We start from the raw sequence: 18449 nt of genomic DNA, 5'->3' as shown, positions 1-18449 counted from the left end.
TGCTACGCCTTCCGTGCGTCGAGCGCGTCGTTGATGCGGTCGCTCATCTCGATGTCGACCGTGAGCGGCCGGCCGTCCAGCGAGCGCACCGGCGCGGCGCCGCGGGTGCTCGAGCATAGCCAGAGGGCGTCCGCGCGGCGAAGCTCGCCGACCTCGATGCGACGGGTCGTCACCAGCTCGCCCCAGCCCTCCAGCGCGGCGAACACGTCGGACTGGGTCGTTCCCGGGAGCAGGCCGAGGTCTGTCGGCGGAGTGACGTAGACCCCGTCGATGCGCGCGACGACCGTGGAGTTGGGTCCCTCCAGGACGAACCCGTCGATGCTCGTGAAGATGACGTCCTGCGCGCCACGGCGGCGGGCCTCGCGCAAGGCCGCCATGTTGACGGCGTACGAGAGGGTCTTGGCCCCCTGCAGCAACCAGGGGGACGTCTGAGCCACGTCATGGCGGTACCCGCGGTCCAGCAGCACGACGTCGACCTCGGGCGCACCCGCCGCGGAACGGCTGTGGGGGGCGAAGCCGAGCGCCCAGCCGCTCGGCGCCGCCGGGTGCGCCTCGTCGCCCCGCGACATCACGAACTTCACCGCGCCACGGGCGGTGTGCTCCCGCAAAGCCTCGGCGGACGCGAGGACCGCCGCCAGCCACAGTTCCCGGCGCGGCGCCGGAAGGTCGAGCATGGCCGCGGACCGCTCGAAGCGATCCAGGTGCGCCGCCATCGCCTGAGGGACGCCGTCCACCACGACGATGGTCTCGAAGATGCCGTCACCGCGCGTCGCGGCCAGGTCGGTGGCGGTAAGCAGCCCGTCGCCGGGCTCGATGCGGATCAGGCAGTCCGCCGGGTCCGCGTCGGAGGCGAGGTCGAGGCGGTGGAGGGTGAGGGGGAGCACGGCGTCCTTTCGGTCAGAGGGCCGCGGCCATGGTGTCGAGCGTGCGCGCGGAGTTCTCGCGCACCCAGTCCACGTCGACCTCGTGACCGAGACCCGGCGCGGTGGGGACCGGGACGACTCCGCCGTGGGCGAGGATCGGCGGCACCACGACGTCGCGCGCGTAGTACTTGTCGGAGCCCGAGACGTCCGAGGGCAGCGTGAAGTTCGGCAGCGACGACAGGGCGACGTTCGCCGCCCTACCCACCCCGAACTCGTGCATCCCGCCGCACCACACCGGGACCCCGGCGCTGTGGGCGATGTCGTGCGCGCGACGCGCGGCGGTGAGACCGCCCATGCGCGAGACCTTGATGTTCAGGATGCGGCCGGCGTCGAGGGTCAGCATGGTCTGCAGGTCCGCGAGGTCGACGATCGACTCGTCCAGGCAGATCGGCGTCGACAGTGTCGCCTGCAGCCGGGCATGTGCGACGAAGTCGCGCGGCGCGTACGGCTGCTCGATCATCGTGAGGCCGTGCGCGTCGAGCTTCCGCATCACCGCGGAGGTGTCGGCCGTGTCGGCGTAGGCGCCGTTCGCGTCGACATGCAGATCGAGATCCGGATACGCCGACCGCACGGCGCGCACGGGCTCGACGTCCCAGCCCGGGGCGACCTTCAGCTTGACCCGCGCATACCCCGCCTCGACCTGCCGGGCGACCTGCACGAGCAGATGGTCGAGCGTGGGCTCGATGCCGAGTGAGACCCCCGCGACCACGTCGGCGCGCGTGCCTCCCAGGGCGTTGGAGAGGGAGCGCGCGGCCGATCTCGAGTACAGGTCCCACGCCGCGATCGAGAAGCCGGCCTTCGCGAACTCGTGCCCGCGGATGCGATGCCAGCCTTCCTCGAGCTGCTCGGGGACGTCCCACACCGACCCGATCACGGCGGGCACCAGATAGCGCTCGGCAATGGTCCATGCCGTGGCCGTCGTCTCGGGACCGTAGAACGGGTCGGCGGGCGAAGCGATCTCGCCCCAGCCCACGCGTCCATCGGCGTCGGTCGCCTCGACCAGGACGTGAGTGAGTCCCGACTTGCGGTGGGAGCTCGTCTCGAAGCTGTGGACGAGGGGCAGGCTCGCCTCGAAGAGGCGGACCCTGTCGATTCTCACGCGTGGCGCTCCTTGTCGGATTCGGGTCGGTAGAGGTGCAGTGCCGACGCGAGCTCGTCGCGCACCGTGAGGCGCCGGCGCGCGCCCTTGGCGCTGGCCGTCGTCAGCGTGCTGAGCAGATGGCACGCGGCGGCCACGGCGGTGGGGGAATCCGCGTACGAGGCCGAGCGGGTGTGGACATGGATCACCGTCGCCGCGATGTCCGTGAGCGGGGCGTCCGCGCTGTCGGTGATGAGCAGGAGCTGTCCGCCGGCCTCGTGGAAGAGCTCGCCGAACCGGACCGTCTCTTCGCGATAGCGGCGCATGGTGAAGGCGACCAGCACATCGGACGCGCGCACGTCGGTGAGCACCGTCAGCGGGGTGAGCGCCCTGCCGTCGACGAGGAACACGTTGGACAGCGTCGCGCCGAGGTCCGCGCCGAGCAGCTCCGCATAGGCGGCCGCCTTGCCACGGCCGGTGATGTAGCGCCGGCGCGCGCCGAGGATCAGAGCCGCTGCCCGCGGGACGTCGCCGCTGCGGCCGAGCTCCTCGAAGGTGCGGGCCAGCGCACGGGTCTCGGCTTCGATGACGCGGGCCTGCAGCGCCTCCGCCGAGATGTTCGTGCGGAAACGATCGCCGTACCGTTCGCCGGGCGAGACCAGCGAACGGTCGCGCTCGCCGTCGTCGAAGTCGTCGGTCGTCATCGCGCTTCCTCCCCCTCGGTGCGGCCGACCGCCAGGTAGGCGGCCGTCGTCGTGTCGAGCCGCGTGCAGGCGACGAGCACACGCCCCTCGCGCGCGAACGCGGTGAGCGCCTCGCGCACCCGGGCGCGGAGCGGATCATGCGCGATCTGCTCCTCGTCGGCGAAGCCCGCCGTGCGGGCCGGGACGGCGAGCCACGCGGCATCCAGGATCGCCCCACTCGGCCGGGGCACGGCGGTCCGCGTCACGCGTCCCCAGTCGTCGCGCGTCAGCGCGGGCGGCTGCGCCCGTCGCAGGTCTGCGAACGGGTCGTGGCCGCGTTCCAGTGCCCACTCGACCACCACGCGGTCGGTGCCGGGACGGCCGTAGTAGTCGGCGACGAATCCCACGCCCTCGCCGCCCAGGGACGTGAAGTTGAAATGCGCGTTGCGCGCCAGCATCGGGTCGAACGTCCATCGCATCGTGCGATGGCCCCACCCGAGCGCGATGGCGCGCTGGTGCTCCTTGGTGAGCCGACCGACCCCGGCGTCCTGATAGGCGGCGTCGACGACGGCCGCCTGCGAGTAGTGGAACTCGCTGCCGTCGCGGTCGCGTCCGGCGAACCCGTAGGCGAACCCGATGAGCTCGTCCTGGGCCGTGAAGACGCCGACGGCGGATCCGCCGTTCCTGGCCAGTGCGCTCAGCAGGTTCGGATTGAGCGAGTACTCCGCCCGGTCGTAGCCGAACACGCGCGTGTACAGGTCCGCGGCGGCGCGGAACTGCTCACCCGTGGTGAGCGTTTCGGCCCGGAGTGACGAGGGGGAGGCGGGAGGCATGATACGAATCCTATGTTTGCGCGCGGGGAAGTCGATTACCGAAAATAACGCACGCGCCAGGCCGTATCAAGGACGAGATATGATTCGAAAGAGAGGGGGACGACAGATGACGCGCACGCGTGGCGGAACGACCGGAGAGCTGGTGGATCGGCTCGAGCGACTCGTGCGCATCGAGTCCCCGTCGCGGGACGCGGATGCCAGTGAGCGCATGGCGACGCAGCTCTCCGAGTGGTGGCAGGACGCGGGCGCGACCGTGCGCTTCGAGCGCACGGAGGCCGGCGCGAGCCTGGTCGCGGAGCTCCAGGGCGAAGGCGACCCGCTGCTCCTGGTGGGGCACTCCGACACCGTCTGGCCCGTGGGCGCTCTCGAGGGCGACGTGCCGTGGTCGGTGGACGGCGACATCGTGCGCGGACCCGGCGTATACGACATGAAGAGCGGGCTGCTCGTGATGCTCGGGGCGGTGGAGCGCCTGCGCGGCGTCCCCCGCCGCAGTGTGCGTGCGGTCGTCGTGTGCGACGAAGAGATCGGCTCGCCCACGACGCAGGCGCTGCTGCGCCGTTGCGCCGAAGGCGTGTCGGGCGTCGTCGGCTTCGAGTCGCCGCACCCCGACGGCGCGCTCAAGGTCGGCCGGCGCGGCAGCACCCGCCTGCGGGTGGAGGTGCAGGGTCGCGCATCGCATGCGGCGCTCGATCCGGAGGCCGGCATCTCGGCCATCGACGAGCTCGTGGACCAGCTGCTGCGCGTGCGTGCGATCGTGTCGGACTCCACCCTGCCCTCGGAGGTGCTCTGCAACGTGGGCACGATCGGCGGCGGCGGCCGCGCCAACGTCGTACCGGCGCAGGCGCAGGCCGAGATCGGGCTGCGATTCGTGGATTCCGTGGCGGAACGCCGTGTGCTCGCCGCCCTCGACGCACTCACACCGGTGCGGCCCGACGCCGTCGTCGCGACACGCATCCTCAGCAGCCGACCCGCGTGGCGGGCTTCGGAGGGCGATCACGCCTTCGTGGACACCATCGTCCGGGCGGGGCGGAGCCTCGGTCAGGAGATCGCCGCGCGGCCGGCCAGCGGAGCGGGTGACACCAATCTGCTCGGAAGCCTCGGTCTGCCGACGGTCGACGGGTTCGGCCCGCGCGGCGGCGGTGCGCACGCCGTCACGGAGCACGCCTCGCTCACGTCGCTGCGAGAGCGCATCGACCTGCTGGAGGCGTTGCTCACCGACGTGCCGGCGTGACGAGGCCTGCCCGCCGTGCCGCGGGCGCCGGCCCGCGGCAGGCCGGATCACCACGCCGCCTCCCCTGCGGCAGGGGGGAGTGCGCGCCCGCGCGGTGTGACGAGGTAGACCGTGCGCCGGCTGTGGGACCACGCCGTGTCGAACGGGTCCCGCGGGTAGGTGCGCAGGCCGGCCGCGCCTCCGGGGTTCGCCGGATCGGCGACCAGCACGTCGCCGCGCGCATCGAACCCGCGGATCACGAGCAGGTGGCCCGCCGTCGCGTAGTCGGCGCCGGGCAGCTCGCCGTCTCGGAACGACACGGACGCGATGAGCGGGATGCCGGACTGCGTCAAGGTGCTCGCCTCGTTCAGCGACGCCAGACGCGTGACGACGGCATCCAGTCCCCACTCGCCGGCGGCGGCGGTGTTGAAGGCCCAGTTCCCGGTGCCGTCGTACGACGAGTCGTACACGGCGCGGGCCACACCCGGCACGCGCGGATCGGCGCCGTGGGGTGCGTCCGCTGCTGCGGCCGCCGGGAGCGCCATGCCCCAGGCCGACGCCACCATCGTCAGCGACGTCGGCGAGCACCAGGCCGGCCCTCCGCCCCCGAGGTCGTCCCGAGCGGGGTAGGCGCGCTGCGACAGAGGCGGCACCGCGAGGGCGTGCGGCACCGCCGCGACAGCGGGGCCTCGGCCGGCGGATGCCCTCGGTGCGGTGAAGCTCACGGCGGCGAGCCTCAGCGGCCGAGCGGATGCCGGCGATGGTTCGTGCAGGGTGACGCGGAGCTGGACGGCATCCCACCTGTCCCGCGGTGCCGCGCGCAGGATGTCGGTGTCGACGACGGGGAGCAGGTCGTCCGGGGCATCGCTCGGCGCGTGCGCCGGGGAGCTCCGACGGTCGCCGGGCGCTCCCCAGTGCGCCATGTCCTGCCAGGGGTGCCAGCCCGCGACAACGCTGCGCGCGCGGATCTCGACGTCGGCGCCGGCGCCGGGCTCGAGGTTCCACGAGGGCACGACCTCGTCGGGCGGGGCGTCCGCCGCGAAGACGGGTGAGAGCGCGGCAGAAGTCCATCGGCGCCCGTCCCATCCGGCCGCCGTGTCGGCGCGCACCAGATGGGTGTGCCATTCCGGGCGGGCCGGCGGCGGAGCAACAGGCGGGTCGGGATGCACGAGGTCTCCGTTCGGATACGATGATCCGCTACGGATCATCGCGCATCAGGCGTCTGATGGTCAAGCGCAGCGGATGAGCAGAATGCGCAACGCCCGAGGCGCTTGGTGTCATCCGACCCGCCAGTTTCCGCGGAAATTCAGAGCAATCTGCGCACAGCGGTTCATCGCTGATCATGCTGAGCCTACGCCTCGCCTCGACCCGGTCCGGTTACGGTCTCATGAAGATCGGGTACAAATACGTTGACCGAAGGTGCCGCATGATGTTGCATTGCTGCATCCCTTGAAGTCCGGACCCCGGACCTCGCCCCGACGGAAGGACTCACATGCGATCTCGGCACCGCACACATCTGATCCGCGCGATGTCACTCGTCGCCGCCGCTGCGCTCCTGGTGGCTCCAGCGACCGCGGCGAACGCGGCAGCGCCCACGCGCGTCCACAGTGCGGACCCGTCCGATTCTCCCTCGTCCGGCGACGACGCCAAGACGATGCGGATCGCGACCTCCGGATTCGTCGACACGTTCAACCCGTTCGTGTCGATCTACCTGCTTCCGACGAACCTCATCCGCTACATGTACGAGAACCTCGTCCAGAACAGCGACGTCGACGGTTCGCCGACCAAGGGCCTCGCCGATCACTGGGACGTGACCGACGGCGGCAAGACGTGGACGTTCACCCTCCAGGATGACCTCGAATGGTCGGACGGAGAGCCCATCACGTCCGCCGACGTGAAGTACACGTTCGACCAGATGATGGACGTGCCCGAGCTCAGCGTGGCCAACGGCAGCCTCGTCAGCAACTTCGACAGCGTCGAGGCGCCCGACGACAAGACCGTCGTCATCAACCTCATCGAGGCGCAGGCGCCGAACCCTGCCATCGAGATCCCGATCGTCCCCGAGCACATCTGGTCCGAGATCTCCAACCCCGCCGAATACGCGAACGACAAGGATGTCGTCGGGTCCGGTCCCTTCCTGCTGGAGAGCTACAAGGCGAACCAGTTCATCACCCTCAAGGCCAACCCGACCTTCTGGGACGGGGCGCCGAAGATCGACAAGATCCAGTACGTCTACTACACGAACTCCGATGCGCAGGTGCAGGCGCTGCGCTCCGGCGACGTCGACTTCGTGTCGGGACTCACGCCGACCCAGTACGACGCGCTCAAGGACGCCGAGGGCATCACCGTCCACTCCGGGATCGGTCGCCGCTACTCGTCGTTCAGCATCAACAGCGGCCTGAAGACGGTCGACGGGCGCCCGTTCGGCACCGGCAACCCCGCGCTGCAGGATGTCGAGGTGCGTCAGGCGATCCGCCTCGGCACCGACATCGACACGCTGCTGGAGAAGGTCCTCGGCGGACTCGGCGACCCCGGAACCAGCTTCATCCCCGCGTCCTACCCGCAGTGGACCCTTCCCACGGACGACCCGGCGGTCACCGAACTCGCCTACGACCCCGAGAAGGCGAAGGAGAAGCTCGACGCCGATGGCTGGACCGTCGGCGACGACGGCATCCGCGTCAAGGACGGCCAGAAGCTGTCCATCCGCCTGACCGTGGACGCCTCCGATCCCACAGAGCTGTCGATCTCGCAGTACTTCCAGCCGTGGATGAAAGAGATCGGCATCGACGTCCAGATCGTCTCGACCGACTCCGACACGATCAGCGCGGTGGCCGTCTCGGGCGACTACGACATCTACCTGAGCGGCTGGAGCATCGGGCCTGACCCCGACTACCAGCTGGGCATCAACACGTGCGCGGCCCTCCCCACCGAGACCGACGGCACGGGGGCGACGAACCAGGACGGCTGGTGCAACGCCGAGTTCGACGAGATGTACCAGCAGCAGCGCACGGAGCTCGACCCGGCCGAACGCGAGAAGATCGTGCACGACATGCTCGCGCTCAACTTCACCGACACGGCGCAGATCACGTACTGGTTCGCGAACGGGTTGGAGGCATACCGCTCCGACCGCTTCACGGACTTCCGCATGATGCCGGCAGACGGCGGCATCATCGCCAACCAGTCCGGGTACTGGGGCTTCAAGGACGTGGCGCCGGTGTCGGCCGAGGACGGAACGGCGCCGGCATCCGACGGCCCGAACGTCGGCCTCATCGTGACCGGTGTCGTGATCGCGCTGATCGTGATCGGCGGCGTGATCTACTTCGTGGTCCGGCGGCGCAAGAGCTCTGACGTAGAGTGATCCCTTCGGTGGCCGCGGCGATTCGCCGCGGCCACCGATGCACGGGATGCCCCCACCCCTCCTGCCCCATGACCAGCGAAGAAGCGCATGAGTAGTACAGTTCCCCCCACCGAGGCGGTGATCCTCGAAGAGCAGGGCGAAGCCTCCGTCCGCAGCAGTCCGGCGGTGAAGTTCGCGCTCACCAAGGTCGGCGGCGCCCTCATCAGTCTCGCGATGGTGATCCTGCTCGGATTCTTCGCGTTCAAGATCCTCCCGGGCGATCCTGTCGCCAAGATCGCCCGCGAGCACCCCATGTCGCCCGAGCAGATCGCCCAGCTGCGGGCGCAGCTCGGTCTCGACAAGCCGCTCTGGCAGCAGTTCGGCGACTATCTCGTCAACGTCTTCACCCTCAACTTCGGCGAGAGCTACGTCTACAAGCAGAGCGTCGCCTCGCTGATCGGCGACTACTTCTGGAACACCATCCTGCTCACCGGGACGTCCGCGGTCATCGCGATCGCGCTCGGGCTGTGGCTGGGGCAGAAGGCGGGGTGGCGGCCAGGTTCGCGGTTCGATCGGCTCACCAGCGGCACGTCGCTCGTCTTCTGGTCGGTCCCGACCTTCTGGCTCGCGCTCCTGCTGCTCATGGTCTTCGGCGGAACGCTGCACTGGTTCCCCACCGGAGGCATGATCTCGCCGAACCCGCCCGACGACGCACTGGGCAAGGTCCTGGACGTCATCTCGCACATGGTTCTGCCTGTCATCACGATGGTCGCCGTCGTGTACGCGCAGTACGTGATGGTGATGCGCGCTTCGGTCATGGAGGAGAAGAGCGCGGACTATCTGGTCACCGCCCGCGCGAAGGGCCTGAAGGACGACGACCTGCGCACGCGGCACGCGGTGCCCAACGCGCTGCTGCCGACCGTGACCCTGGTGTTCCTGCACATCGGCGGCCTCGTGGCCGGCGCGGTGACGGTCGAGACCGTCTTCTCGTGGCCGGGCCTGGGCAAGCTGACGTATCAGGCCATCCAGGGCCCAGACCTGCCCCTGCTGCAGGGAACGTTCGTGGTCTTCTCCGCGATCATCATCTTCACGAACCTCGTCGCGGACTTCGTGTACCGACGGCTCGACCCGAGAGTGAGGCGCGGATGACCGCCTTCGTCGACACCGCCGCGCGGTCGCCGCGCAGCATGGCCTGGGCGCGTCGCCGACGCGCATTCGGCTCCTTCTGCCGAGACTTCTCACGCAGTCGCTCCGGCATGTTCGGGCTCGGGTTCCTCGTCGTGATCATCGTGCTGGCGCTGCTCGCGCCCGTGCTCGCCCCCGCGTGGATGCTGGACGTCACGAAGCTCCTCGACCAGCCCCGCTTCGCCCCGCCGTCACTCGACCACCCGCTCGGCACGGACGATCAGGGTCGCGAGCTGTGGGTGCGGATGATCTGGGGCGCCCGCGTGTCGCTGCTGGTCGGCTTCGCCGCCACCGCCGTCTCGATGATCATCGGGACGGTGGTCGGTATCGCCGCGGGGCACTTCACCGGTTGGACCGGCGGGTTGCTGATGCGCATCATCGACTTCTTCCTCGTGCTCCCGTCGCTGATCCTCGCGATCGTGCTGTCGGTCGTGCTCTCGCGCGGCGTGTGGACGATCGTGATCGCGATCGGACTCACCTCGTGGGCGGGCACCGCCCGCGTCGTGCGCGCGCAGACGCTGTCGGTGGAGTCCCGCGACTACATCGAGCGCGCGCGCGTGCTCGGTGCCGGCCACTGGCACATCATCGTCAAGCACCTGCTGCCCGCCGTGCTGCCGCTGGTGCTGGCCAACACGACGCTGACGGTCGGCTCGGCGATCATCGCCGAGTCCACGCTGTCGTTCCTCGGCCTCGGTGACGCGACCCTGCAGTCCTGGGGCTCGGTCCTCAAGAACTCGATGGACGTGTCGGCGGCAACCGCCGGTTACTGGTGGTACGTCCTCGTGCCGGGCATCGCCATCGTGCTGGTCGTCCTCGCCTTCACACTCGTCGGGCGGGCCGTCGAGACGATCGTCAACCCGACACTGAGGAGCCGTTGAGATGCCGGATCTGACATTCGACGACGTCTCGATCGTCTACCGCACGAGCGGCCGCAATGACCGCGGCGCGATCCCCGCGGTGAAGAACGTGTCGCTGAAGCTCCCCGCCGGTGCCACTCTGGGCGTGGCCGGCGAATCGGGTTCGGGCAAGTCCACGCTGGCCATGAGCGTGCTGCGGCTGCTGCCGCCGAATGCCACGATCGAGGGACGCGTGCTCATCGGCGACACCGCGGTCGCCGATCTGCGCTTCGGCGAGCTGCGGGCCCTGCGGTGGGCCGAGGCATCCATCGTGTTCCAGGGGGCGATGCACTCGCTCAACCCGGTCCGCACGGTGGGCCAGCAGATCCTCGAGGCGCTCGAGCTGCATGTGGCCGACGGCTGGAAGACCGACAAGGCGCGGAAGGCGCGCGTCGTCGAGCTGCTCCGCGACGTCGACCTGGCGCCGTCGAAGGCAGACGCCTACCCGCACGAGCTGTCGGGAGGGCAGAAGCAGCGCGTCATGATCGCGATGGCACTCGCCTGCGAACCCGAGATCATCATCGCCGACGAGCCCACGACCGCCCTCGACGTCATCGTGCAGAAGCAGATCCTCGACATGATCAGCGTGCTCGTCGCGGAGCGCGGGATCTCGATGATGATGATCAGCCACGACCTGTCGGTGCTCGCCACCGCGTGTGAGCGGATCGCCATCATGCGCGACGGTGAGCTGCTGGAGATCGGCGACGCGTATGAGGTGTGCACGAACCCGCAGCATCCGTACACGCGCCAGCTCGCGGAGGCGTTCCCGACGATCGGCGATGCGTCGTCACGCCTGAACCCCGTGACACGGCGGGGCGGATCGACGGGCGCGAAGACGCGCGAGCTCTCGGACGACGTGGTGCTGGAGGCCCGTGGCGTCACGGTGACGTACCGCGGGCGCGGCAGGCCCCTCGCGGCCGTCAAGGACGTCGACCTGACACTGCGGCGCGGCGAGATCCTCGCGCTCGTGGGGCAGTCGGGGTCGGGCAAGACGACGCTCGCCCGCACCATCGTCGGGCTCCAGCACGCCGACGAGGGGTCATCCATCCGATTCCGGGGGAAGGACATCCCGCGCAAGGGTCGCGCGCTGCGCGACTTCCGCAGCGAGGTGCAGATGGTGCTGCAGGATCCGTCGGCGGCGCTCAATCCGAAGCTCAGCATCTACGAATCGATCGCCGAAGGCCTGCGCGTCCAGCGGTACCAGGGCGACGAGCAGGAGCGCGTGGCGCAGGGCCTGACGGATGCCGAGCTGACGCCGCCCGAGCGGTTCTTCACCGCCATCCCTCAGGAGCTCTCGGGCGGGCAGCGCCAGCGGGCGGTCATCGCCGGTGCGCTCGCGGTCGGGCCTCAACTGCTCGTCGCGGACGAACCCGTCGCGTCCCTGGACGCCTCCGTGCGGGGCGAGATCCTGGCGCTGCTCCTGTCGCTGCGCGATCGCCTCGACCTCAGCGCCCTGGTCATCACGCACGACCTCGGCCTCGCGTGGAACATCGCCGACACGGTGGCCGTGATGTACCAGGGTGCTCTCGTCGAGTACGGCCCGACCGAGCAGGTCCTGCTCGATCCGCAGCACGAGTACACGCGGCGGCTGCTCGCGGCCGCGCCGACGATCGAACGGCGCCTGGCATGACCGCGCCGCTCGTCGCGATCGACCGCTTCGCGTATCTCGACACGGCGCCGCTGCAACCCGGCGATCGCGTCCGCTTCGTGTCGCCTTCGGGTCCCGGCAGCGCCGAGAGCCTCGAGCGCGCGGTGTCCTACTACCGCGACTGGGGGCTCGACGTCGTCGTGGGCGACCACGTGCTCGACCCGCACCCGCGTGCGAAGTATCTCGCCGGCGGCGACGACGCCCGCCGGAAGGATCTGGTCGACGCCTGGCTCGACCCGGACACCGCCGCGGTCGTGTGCCTGCGCGGCGGGTACGGCGCGATGCGGCTGCTGGACGGGCTCGACTGGGAGGACCTGAAGGCCGCCGCGCTCCGTCGCGACGGCCGGCCGAAGCTGCTCACCGGATCGTCCGACATCACGGCACTGCACGAGGCCTTCCGGGCGCACCTGGACGTGCCGACGCTGTTCTGCCCGATGCCCGGCAACGACGTGTTCCGCGACTCGGAATTCATCCGCGACGACGTCCGCCGCTGGCTGTTCGAGCCGTGGCGCGGCCGCGAGATCGCCGGTGCGCGCACCGAGGTGCTCGTGCCCGGCACGGCTGAGGGGCGCTTCACCGGCGGCAACCTCAGCCTGCTGGCAGGCGCGCTCGGCGCCGTCGAAGCCGCGACCCCGCCGGCCGGCATCCTCTTCCTCGAAGACATCGAGGAGGAGACCTACCGACTGGACGGCTTCCTGCTCGCGCTTCGCCGAGCCGGGCGCATCGGCGCCGCCGCCGGCATCGTGCTGGGCTCGTGGCACAAGTGCGGCGGTCCCGACGGCCCCGAGGGCCCTGACCCTGCCGCTGCGCTCGGCCGTGTGGCCGCGCTGATGCGCGAGTACCTCGCCGATCTCGGGGTGCCCGTGCTGTGGGAGCAGGGATTCGGACACGATCCCGACGCGCTCAGCATCCCGCTCAACGTCGACGGCTCGCTGATCGCGCCCGCCGACGGACCTGCGCGACTCACGGTGGGAGCGCAGCGTTGATCGCCCTGACTCTGCCTGCCCTCGACCCTCGGGTCCGCTGGTCGATCAGGATCGTGGATGCCGTCGGCGCGGGGATCCTCGCCGAGCACGAGCCGTATCAGCAGTGCGAGACGGCGAGCGTGGGCAAGGTGTTCCTGCTCATCGAGGTCGCTCGCCGGCTCGAATCCGGTGAGCTCGACCCGGACCAGCGCATCGCGATCCCCGAGGAACATCGTGTGGCCGACTCCGGGCTGCTGTACCGGATGCGGGACCAGCGGGTGACGGTCGACGACGCGGCGCTGCTCGTCGGCGCCGTCAGCGACAACCTCGCCACCAACGCGCTGCTGGCGCTGTGCGGACTCGACGCGGTGCGGGCGGTGGCGCCCGGTCTCGGGTTCGCGGACACATCGCTGCACGACTTCATCCGCAACGAGCGGACGCCCGATCTGCCGTGGACGCCGTCGTACGGCACCGCGGCGGAACTGGCCGAGCTCATGCGCCGGCTCGGGGCCGGAGAGGTGGATTCGCCGGCGGTGAGCGGACGCGTGCTCGACTGGCTGGCCGCCGACACCGACACGTCGATGGTGGCCGACGCGCTGCTGCTCGACCCGCTCGCTCACGTCGAGGCCGAGTACCAGGGCATGGTGCTGCGGCACAAGACGGGGAGCACCTCGTTCGCGCGCATCGACATCGGGCACCTCGCCGGACCATCGGCATCGGTCGCCTACGCGGTGGCCGCGAACTGGAAGCACTCCGACGACGACCTGCGCGCGCCGGTCCTGGATGCCATGCACGCCATCGGCGAGGAGCTGCGCGCACACGTCACCGGTCGCCGGCGGGACGACGAGAAGCTCGGCTGAGCGGGGGAGAGGCATGGGGATCGGATTCGACGAGCTCGAGGAGCAGGTGCCGGGGCTGCGTTTCTCGGCCCTCGCCGTCGACGTCGACTCTGGCGAGACGGTGTTCCGTCATCAGCCGGATGAGGAGCTGAACACGGCGAGCGTCGGCAAGGTCTTCCTGCTGCATCGGCTGCTGACCGAGGTCGACGCGGGCACACGTTCGCTCGAGGATCGCGTCACCCGCCGGCCGGTTGAATGGATGGACAACTCGGGCCTGTGGTACCTGCTGCAGGCCGACACGCTGTCGCTGTACGACGTGGCAGCGCTCATCGGTGCGGTCAGCGACAACGCCGCGACCAACACGCTCGGCCGGGTCATCGGTCTGCCTGTCGTCCAGCAGCACACCCGCGCTCTCGGCTACGAGCGATCGGGCCTCGATGACATCGTCCGCTGGCCGCTGCCGCCTGGAGCGCCGCGCACGCTCTCGCACGCGACCGCCGCGGAGCTCGTGAGGTTCGTCACGCGCACCGCGACTGCCGCGGACCTGTCCGCCGCCTCCGCCGACACGCTGCAGCGGTGGCTGGGCGCCGGCATGGACCTGTCGATGGTGGCGTCGGCGTTCGGCCTCGACCCCCTCGCGCACTTCTACTTCGACCGCGATGTGTGGCTGTGGAACAAGACAGGCACGATCTCGACCGTGCGCGCCGACATGGGCCTCGTCATGTCACCCGACCGGCGCCTGGCGTACGCGGTGCTGGCGAACTGGCCGCGCGGCGTCGACGCGCGCGATCAGGTCCTCGCGGTGATGCGGGCGGCCGGCGACGGGCTGCGCGCACAGCTCGCAACGTGACGGGACGGGATCGGCTCAGGCGCCCTGCACCAGCCGTCTGAGGTGCTCGTACTCCTCGTCCATGCCGGGATTCGTCATCCGCGGATCCGTCGGCACCTTCCCGGCGACCACGTCGTCGAGGTAGCGGCGGTCGGCGTCCAGTCGCGCGAGCCCGTCGCGCCCGGGCGTGCCGTGCCCGGGGATCACCACCGCGGCCTGTGCGATGTACGGCGCGAGCCGGTCGAGGGCGGCGACATAGGACTCCACGTCGTCGGGCCAGAAGGGGAGCGGCAGCTCGTGGTCGCTCAGCATGTCGCCGGCCACCAGTACGCGCTGCGCGGGAAGCCACACGGCGGTGTGCCCCGGCGCGTGGCCGTCGTGGACCACGAGCTCGGGCGCGAAGCCGCTCGGGACGGAACCGGGCGGGATGACGGCATCCACTCCCTCGACACGGCCCATCAGGTCGGCGAGCGGGCGGGGGAAGCCCTCGCCGAGCTGCTGGAGGAGCGTGTCGCGCTCGTCGCGGGCGAGCCGGGCGGTCGTGGCCGACGCCCACCGCGGCGCGGCGCCGAACCGCTCGTGCCACAGCAGATGGTCGTGATGGGCGTGCGTCGCGATTCCGCCGACCACCGTCAGCCTGAGGGCGTCGAGGTTGTCGGCGAGACCTTCCAGCTCGCTCGGCAGCCAGGACGGGTCGATCAGCAGTGCCTCGTCGCCGCCGACCAGCAGCGTGGACGTCGTGGACATGATGGCGCTCGTCGCGACCCACACGCCGTCGGCGACCTCGATGAGCTCTCGCATCCGTCCATCTTGGTCGTCCGGGGACTCCCGTGCGGCCCTTCGACGTTGTGGAATGGGGATGCGGCAGGCACGCGCCCTGCCGGCGCGAGGAGGAGCCATGCACACCAGAACACTCGGCCAGGGGCTCGAGGTCTCGGCGCTCGGCATCGGGGCGATGGGGATGTCGATGAGCTACGGCCCCAATCCGGGGGACCGCGACGACATGATCGGGGTGCTCCGGTACGCCGTCGAACAGGGCGTCACGTTCATCGACACGGCCGAGGTCTACGGTCCGTACGACAACGAGGTGCTGGTGGGGGAGGCGATCGCCCCCATCCGCGACCAGGTCGTCGTCGCCACGAAGTTCGGCTGGAACATCGTCGACGGCAGGATGCAGGGCACCGACTCGCGCCCCGAGCACATCCGCCGGGTCGCGGACGCGTCGCTGCAGCGGCTGGGCGTCGAGACGATCGACCTGTTCTACCAGCACCGTGTCGACCCGGACGTGCCGATCGAAGAGGTCGCCGGCGCCGTCGCGGAACTGGTCCGCGAGGGCAAGGTGAAGCACTTCGGCCTGTCGGAGGCCGGCGCGCAGACGATCCGCCGTGCCCACGCCGTGTACCCCGTGACGGCGGTGCAGAGCGAGTACTCGCTGTGGACGCGCGACCCCGAGGCCGAGGTCTTGCCGACGCTCGCCGAGCTCGGCATCGGGTTCGTGCCGTTCAGTCCCCTCGGCAAGGGATTCCTGACGGGGACGGTCGCGGCAGACGCCACCTTCGGCGCCGACGAGATCCGAGGGCGGGTGCCCCGTTTCCAGCCCGACAACCTGCGGGCCAACCAGTCGATCGTCGACGGCGTACGCGACATCGCCGCTGCGCGCGGCGCCACGCCGGGGCAGGTGGCGCTGGCATGGCTGCTGTCGCGGCATCCCTTCATCGTCCCGATTCCCGGGACGCGCCGGCGCGAACGCGTCGACGAGAACGCCGGGTCGACCGCCGTGGCTCTGTCGGCCGACGACCTCGCGGCGCTCGACGCCCTCGGGGCGAACGTGGCGGGCAACCGCTACGACGACGCCGGCATGGCGATGGTGGGACTGTGATGGCCGCGTGGGACGAGGAGGAGCTGCGCCGCATCGGCGCCGCCACCGAGCTGCGAGTCTCGTCACGACGCCCAGACGGCACGCTGCGGCCGTACGTGACGATCTGGCACGTGGGCGTCGGTGACGCGCTGTACCTCCGTTCCGCTCACGGCCCCGAGAACGGCTGGTTCCGTCGCGCGCTGCGCGCGGGGACCGGGCGGATCTCGTCGGGAGGCGTCGAGCAGGACGTCACGTTCGGCCTCGCCGACCCCGCGCTCGGCCCCGAGGTCAGCGCGGCGCTGCACGCGAAGTACGACCGCTTCGGGCCGGGACCGGTGGGCGCCATCACCGGCCCGGATGCCGCCACCACGACGTTGGTGGTCATGCCGGAGTGATCCGGCACCCCCGATCCCGCGGCTCGCGCCGCCGAGACCGGGGCGTCGGCCGTCGAGACCGGGGGACTGGGCTGAGCCCGGAGGTGTCGCCCTCGAGCTCAGCCGAGAGCCCCGGTCTCGACGAGTGTGAGCGGACGCAAGCGGCTCAGGGGCGATCGCGCTCAGCGCTGCAGCTCGCGGCTACCAGCCGCTGCGCGTCGGGGTGTGGCCCTCGCGGGCGTCGTCGGGCATCGCCATCTCGGCGCGAAGCCCGAGCAGGCGAATCGGGCGGCCCGGCTCGATCTTCGCCACGAGCTCCATGGCCCTGTCGATCACGGTCTCGCGATCGAACGTCGTCGCGACCTTCTTGGTGAACGTCTTCGTGAGGAACGGGGCGTACCGCACCTTGAGCCCGAGCCCGACGACGGGACGCTCGTCGGCAGCGACCTCGGAGAGCACCTGGTCGAGCAGGCGCCGGGCCTCGCGCTCGATGTCGGCCGGGTCGACGATGTCGGTCTGGAACGTCGTCTCTTTGCTGTGACCGCGCGGCACCCACGGCGTGTCGTCGACGACCGACGAGCCGTCGCCGCGGCCGAGCTGCCGGTACCAGAGGCCCATCTTTGGCCCGAACTCCGCGACCAGCGCGACCTCGTCGCCGACGGCGAGTTCGCGCACCGTCCGGATGCCGAGCAGCGCGAGCCGCTTCGACACCTTGGAGCCCACGCCCCACAGGTCCACCACCGGCCGCTCGCCCATGACCTCGAGCCAGTTGTCGGCCGTGAGCCGGTACACGCCGCGCGGCTTGCCGAACCCCGTCGCCACCTTCGCCCGCACGAGGGTGTCGCCGATGCCCACACTGCAGTGCAGGAGCGTCCGCTCGAGCACATCGGCCTGCAGTCGGCGGGCATAGCCTTCGGGGTCGTCGGTCTCGACGCCGACGAACGCCTCGTCCCAGCCGAGCACCTGCACCACGGCGCCGGGCTGGGCGCGCAGCGTCGCCATCACCTCCTCGGATGCCGCGAGGTAGGCGGGCGCATCGACAGGCAGGATGACGGCATCCGGGATCTTCCGCGCGGCGATGCGCAGCGGCATCCCCGATCCCACGCCGAACTCACGCGCTTCGTAGGACGCGGTCGAGACCACCGCGCGCTCGGTCGGATCCCCTCGGCCGCCGACGATCACCGGCCTGCCGGCGAGCTCCGGCCTGCGCAGGATCTCGACCGCCGCGATGAACTGGTCGAGATCGACGTGCAGCACCCACGTGTGCATGCACCCGAGCGTAGGCCGCGCCGCCGACACGCCTCCACCCCGGCCGCTACTGCGACCTCCGCGGGGCGTCAAGCCCCGTGCCGTCCCGCGGTGCGATCCGTAGCGTTCATCGTCCAGGGAGCCGCCACTCTCCCGGCGGATCCACGAGAGGACGCCATGTCAGACAACCTTCCGCCCGACGTGCCGCAAGCCCCCGACGGTCAGCTCGGCGTCCAGCCGATGCGCGACCGGGACACCACGATCGAGCCCGACCCCACGCTCGATCCCGCGCAGGCCGAGTGGGACCGCACGACCGCCGAGGACGCGGGAGTCGCCGAGGACGACACCGCGACGGCGACCGGCGACGATCCTGCACACCTCGCCTCGCCGGAGGACGACGTGCCGCGCACCGACCTCCCGCCGGAGTCCTTCCAGCCTGAGACGCAGGGGCTGCCGCCCGAGGAGGCCGAGCTCGGCGATCTCGGCCAAGGAGACCTTTCCCCCGAGGACCGCTGATCCGCAGCGGTGCTGACGGGATGCCGC

General features: G+C 70.6%; 18 protein-coding genes. 11 read left to right on the top strand and 7 right to left on the bottom strand.

What is annotated here, in order from left to right; translation table 11 throughout:
* Positions 1–2: 2 nt before the first annotated feature.
* The 4 genes from FB391_RS13085 to FB391_RS13070 are packed head-to-tail and all read right to left on the bottom strand — an operon-like array spanning position 3 to position 3517.
* Positions 3–884, bottom strand: a complete 882-nt coding sequence (locus tag FB391_RS13085) for an aminotransferase class IV (RefSeq protein ID WP_141894959.1) — start codon at positions 882–884, stop codon at positions 3–5.
* Positions 885–897: 13 nt separating this feature from the next.
* Positions 898–2022 (bottom strand): o-succinylbenzoate synthase, encoded by a 1125-nt coding sequence (menC, locus tag FB391_RS13080; protein ID WP_141894958.1) that lies wholly within the window; start codon positions 2020–2022, stop codon positions 898–900.
* The gene (locus tag FB391_RS13075; protein ID WP_141894956.1) at positions 2019–2705 is read right to left on the bottom strand and encodes a MurR/RpiR family transcriptional regulator; all 687 of its coding nucleotides are present in this window, start codon (positions 2703–2705) and stop codon (positions 2019–2021) included. Before FB391_RS13075 ends, menC begins: the two co-directional genes overlap by 4 nt.
* Positions 2702–3517 (bottom strand): GNAT family N-acetyltransferase, encoded by an 816-nt coding sequence (locus FB391_RS13070; protein WP_141894954.1) that lies wholly within the window; start codon positions 3515–3517, stop codon positions 2702–2704. Before FB391_RS13070 ends, FB391_RS13075 begins: the two co-directional genes overlap by 4 nt.
* Positions 3518–3623: 106 nt before the next feature.
* Between FB391_RS13070 and FB391_RS13065 the strand changes: the two genes are divergently transcribed.
* Complete coding sequence (locus tag FB391_RS13065; RefSeq protein ID WP_141894952.1) at positions 3624–4748, top strand: M20/M25/M40 family metallo-hydrolase; 1125 nt, start codon at positions 3624–3626, stop codon at positions 4746–4748.
* A gap of 47 nt (positions 4749–4795) precedes the next feature.
* Here the strand turns inward: FB391_RS13065 and FB391_RS13060 are convergent, their stop codons facing one another.
* The gene (locus tag FB391_RS13060) at positions 4796–5836 is read right to left on the bottom strand and encodes a C39 family peptidase (RefSeq protein ID WP_141894950.1); all 1041 of its coding nucleotides are present in this window, start codon (positions 5834–5836) and stop codon (positions 4796–4798) included.
* Between the two features lie 419 nt (positions 5837–6255).
* Between FB391_RS13060 and FB391_RS13055 the strand changes: the two genes are divergently transcribed.
* The 7 genes from FB391_RS13055 to FB391_RS13025 all read left to right on the top strand — a co-directional run bounded on the left by FB391_RS13055 (position 6256) and on the right by FB391_RS13025 (position 14447).
* Positions 6256–8085, top strand: a complete 1830-nt coding sequence (locus FB391_RS13055) for an ABC transporter substrate-binding protein (RefSeq protein WP_246093507.1) — start codon at positions 6256–6258, stop codon at positions 8083–8085.
* A gap of 87 nt (positions 8086–8172) precedes the next feature.
* Positions 8173–9213, top strand: a complete 1041-nt coding sequence (locus tag FB391_RS13050) for an ABC transporter permease (protein WP_141894946.1) — start codon at positions 8173–8175, stop codon at positions 9211–9213.
* On the top strand, positions 9210–10127 hold the full coding sequence (locus FB391_RS13045; RefSeq protein WP_141894944.1) for an ABC transporter permease: 918 nt from the start codon (positions 9210–9212) through the stop codon (positions 10125–10127). The genes FB391_RS13050 and FB391_RS13045 overlap by 4 nt, the downstream gene beginning before the upstream one ends.
* 1 nt (position 10128) lies before the next feature.
* Positions 10129–11775 (top strand): ATP-binding cassette domain-containing protein, encoded by a 1647-nt coding sequence (locus FB391_RS13040; protein ID WP_141894942.1) that lies wholly within the window; start codon positions 10129–10131, stop codon positions 11773–11775.
* Complete coding sequence (locus FB391_RS13035) at positions 11772–12779, top strand: S66 peptidase family protein (protein ID WP_141894940.1); 1008 nt, start codon at positions 11772–11774, stop codon at positions 12777–12779. The genes FB391_RS13040 and FB391_RS13035 overlap by 4 nt, the downstream gene beginning before the upstream one ends.
* Positions 12776–13618 (top strand): serine hydrolase, encoded by an 843-nt coding sequence (locus tag FB391_RS13030; RefSeq protein WP_246093506.1) that lies wholly within the window; start codon positions 12776–12778, stop codon positions 13616–13618. The genes FB391_RS13035 and FB391_RS13030 overlap by 4 nt, the downstream gene beginning before the upstream one ends.
* 13 nt (positions 13619–13631) lie before the next feature.
* Entirely contained in the window at positions 13632–14447 is an 816-nt protein-coding gene (locus FB391_RS13025; RefSeq protein WP_141894938.1) for a serine hydrolase, read from the top strand.
* 15 nt (positions 14448–14462) lie between these two features.
* Here the strand turns inward: FB391_RS13025 and FB391_RS13020 are convergent, their stop codons facing one another.
* Positions 14463–15227, bottom strand: coding sequence for an MBL fold metallo-hydrolase (locus FB391_RS13020; protein WP_141894937.1), 765 nt, complete (start codon positions 15225–15227; stop codon positions 14463–14465).
* 97 nt (positions 15228–15324) lie between these two features.
* Here FB391_RS13020 and FB391_RS13015 point away from each other — a divergent pair, with 97 nt between their 5' ends.
* Both FB391_RS13015 and FB391_RS13010 read left to right on the top strand, forming a co-directional pair.
* Positions 15325–16305, top strand: coding sequence for an aldo/keto reductase (locus FB391_RS13015; RefSeq protein ID WP_141894935.1), 981 nt, complete (start codon positions 15325–15327; stop codon positions 16303–16305).
* Entirely contained in the window at positions 16305–16679 is a 375-nt protein-coding gene (locus tag FB391_RS13010; protein ID WP_185843083.1) for a DUF2255 family protein, read from the top strand. The genes FB391_RS13015 and FB391_RS13010 overlap by 1 nt, the downstream gene beginning before the upstream one ends.
* A gap of 180 nt (positions 16680–16859) precedes the next feature.
* Here FB391_RS13010 and FB391_RS13005 read toward each other — a convergent pair whose 3' ends face one another.
* On the bottom strand, positions 16860–17927 hold the full coding sequence (locus tag FB391_RS13005; protein WP_185843058.1) for a DNA polymerase IV: 1068 nt from the start codon (positions 17925–17927) through the stop codon (positions 16860–16862).
* A gap of 156 nt (positions 17928–18083) precedes the next feature.
* Between FB391_RS13005 and FB391_RS13000 the strand changes: the two genes are divergently transcribed.
* Positions 18084–18422 (top strand): sugar ABC transporter ATPase, encoded by a 339-nt coding sequence (locus FB391_RS13000; protein ID WP_141894931.1) that lies wholly within the window; start codon positions 18084–18086, stop codon positions 18420–18422.
* Positions 18423–18449 lie beyond the last annotated feature (27 nt).

The organism is Microbacterium kyungheense, from assembly GCF_006783905.1.
GTDB classification, from domain to species: Bacteria; Actinomycetota; Actinomycetes; order Actinomycetales; family Microbacteriaceae; genus Microbacterium; species Microbacterium kyungheense.
This window is presented reverse-complemented; position numbering and strand designations above follow the sequence as displayed.

Coding starts and splice junctions, on each gene's coding strand:
- FB391_RS13015 (WP_141894935.1), top strand. CDS start 15,325: ATGCACACCAGAACACTCGGCCAGGGGCTCGAGGTCTCGGCGCTCGGC.
- FB391_RS13020 (WP_141894937.1), bottom strand. CDS start 15,227: ATGCGAGAGCTCATCGAGGTCGCCGACGGCGTGTGGGTCGCGACGAGC.
- FB391_RS13045 (WP_141894944.1), top strand. CDS start 9,210: ATGACCGCCTTCGTCGACACCGCCGCGCGGTCGCCGCGCAGCATGGCC.
- FB391_RS13005 (WP_185843058.1), bottom strand. CDS start 17,927: ATGCACACGTGGGTGCTGCACGTCGATCTCGACCAGTTCATCGCGGCG.
- FB391_RS13025 (WP_141894938.1), top strand. CDS start 13,632: ATGGGGATCGGATTCGACGAGCTCGAGGAGCAGGTGCCGGGGCTGCGT.
- FB391_RS13075 (WP_141894956.1), bottom strand. CDS start 2,705: ATGACGACCGACGACTTCGACGACGGCGAGCGCGACCGTTCGCTGGTC.
- FB391_RS13070 (WP_141894954.1), bottom strand. CDS start 3,517: ATGCCTCCCGCCTCCCCCTCGTCACTCCGGGCCGAAACGCTCACCACG.
- FB391_RS13055 (WP_246093507.1), top strand. CDS start 6,256: ATGTCACTCGTCGCCGCCGCTGCGCTCCTGGTGGCTCCAGCGACCGCG.
- FB391_RS13050 (WP_141894946.1), top strand. CDS start 8,173: ATGAGTAGTACAGTTCCCCCCACCGAGGCGGTGATCCTCGAAGAGCAG.
- FB391_RS13010 (WP_185843083.1), top strand. CDS start 16,305: ATGGCCGCGTGGGACGAGGAGGAGCTGCGCCGCATCGGCGCCGCCACC.
- FB391_RS13035 (WP_141894940.1), top strand. CDS start 11,772: ATGACCGCGCCGCTCGTCGCGATCGACCGCTTCGCGTATCTCGACACG.
- FB391_RS13000 (WP_141894931.1), top strand. CDS start 18,084: ATGTCAGACAACCTTCCGCCCGACGTGCCGCAAGCCCCCGACGGTCAG.
- FB391_RS13040 (WP_141894942.1), top strand. CDS start 10,129: ATGCCGGATCTGACATTCGACGACGTCTCGATCGTCTACCGCACGAGC.
- FB391_RS13065 (WP_141894952.1), top strand. CDS start 3,624: ATGACGCGCACGCGTGGCGGAACGACCGGAGAGCTGGTGGATCGGCTC.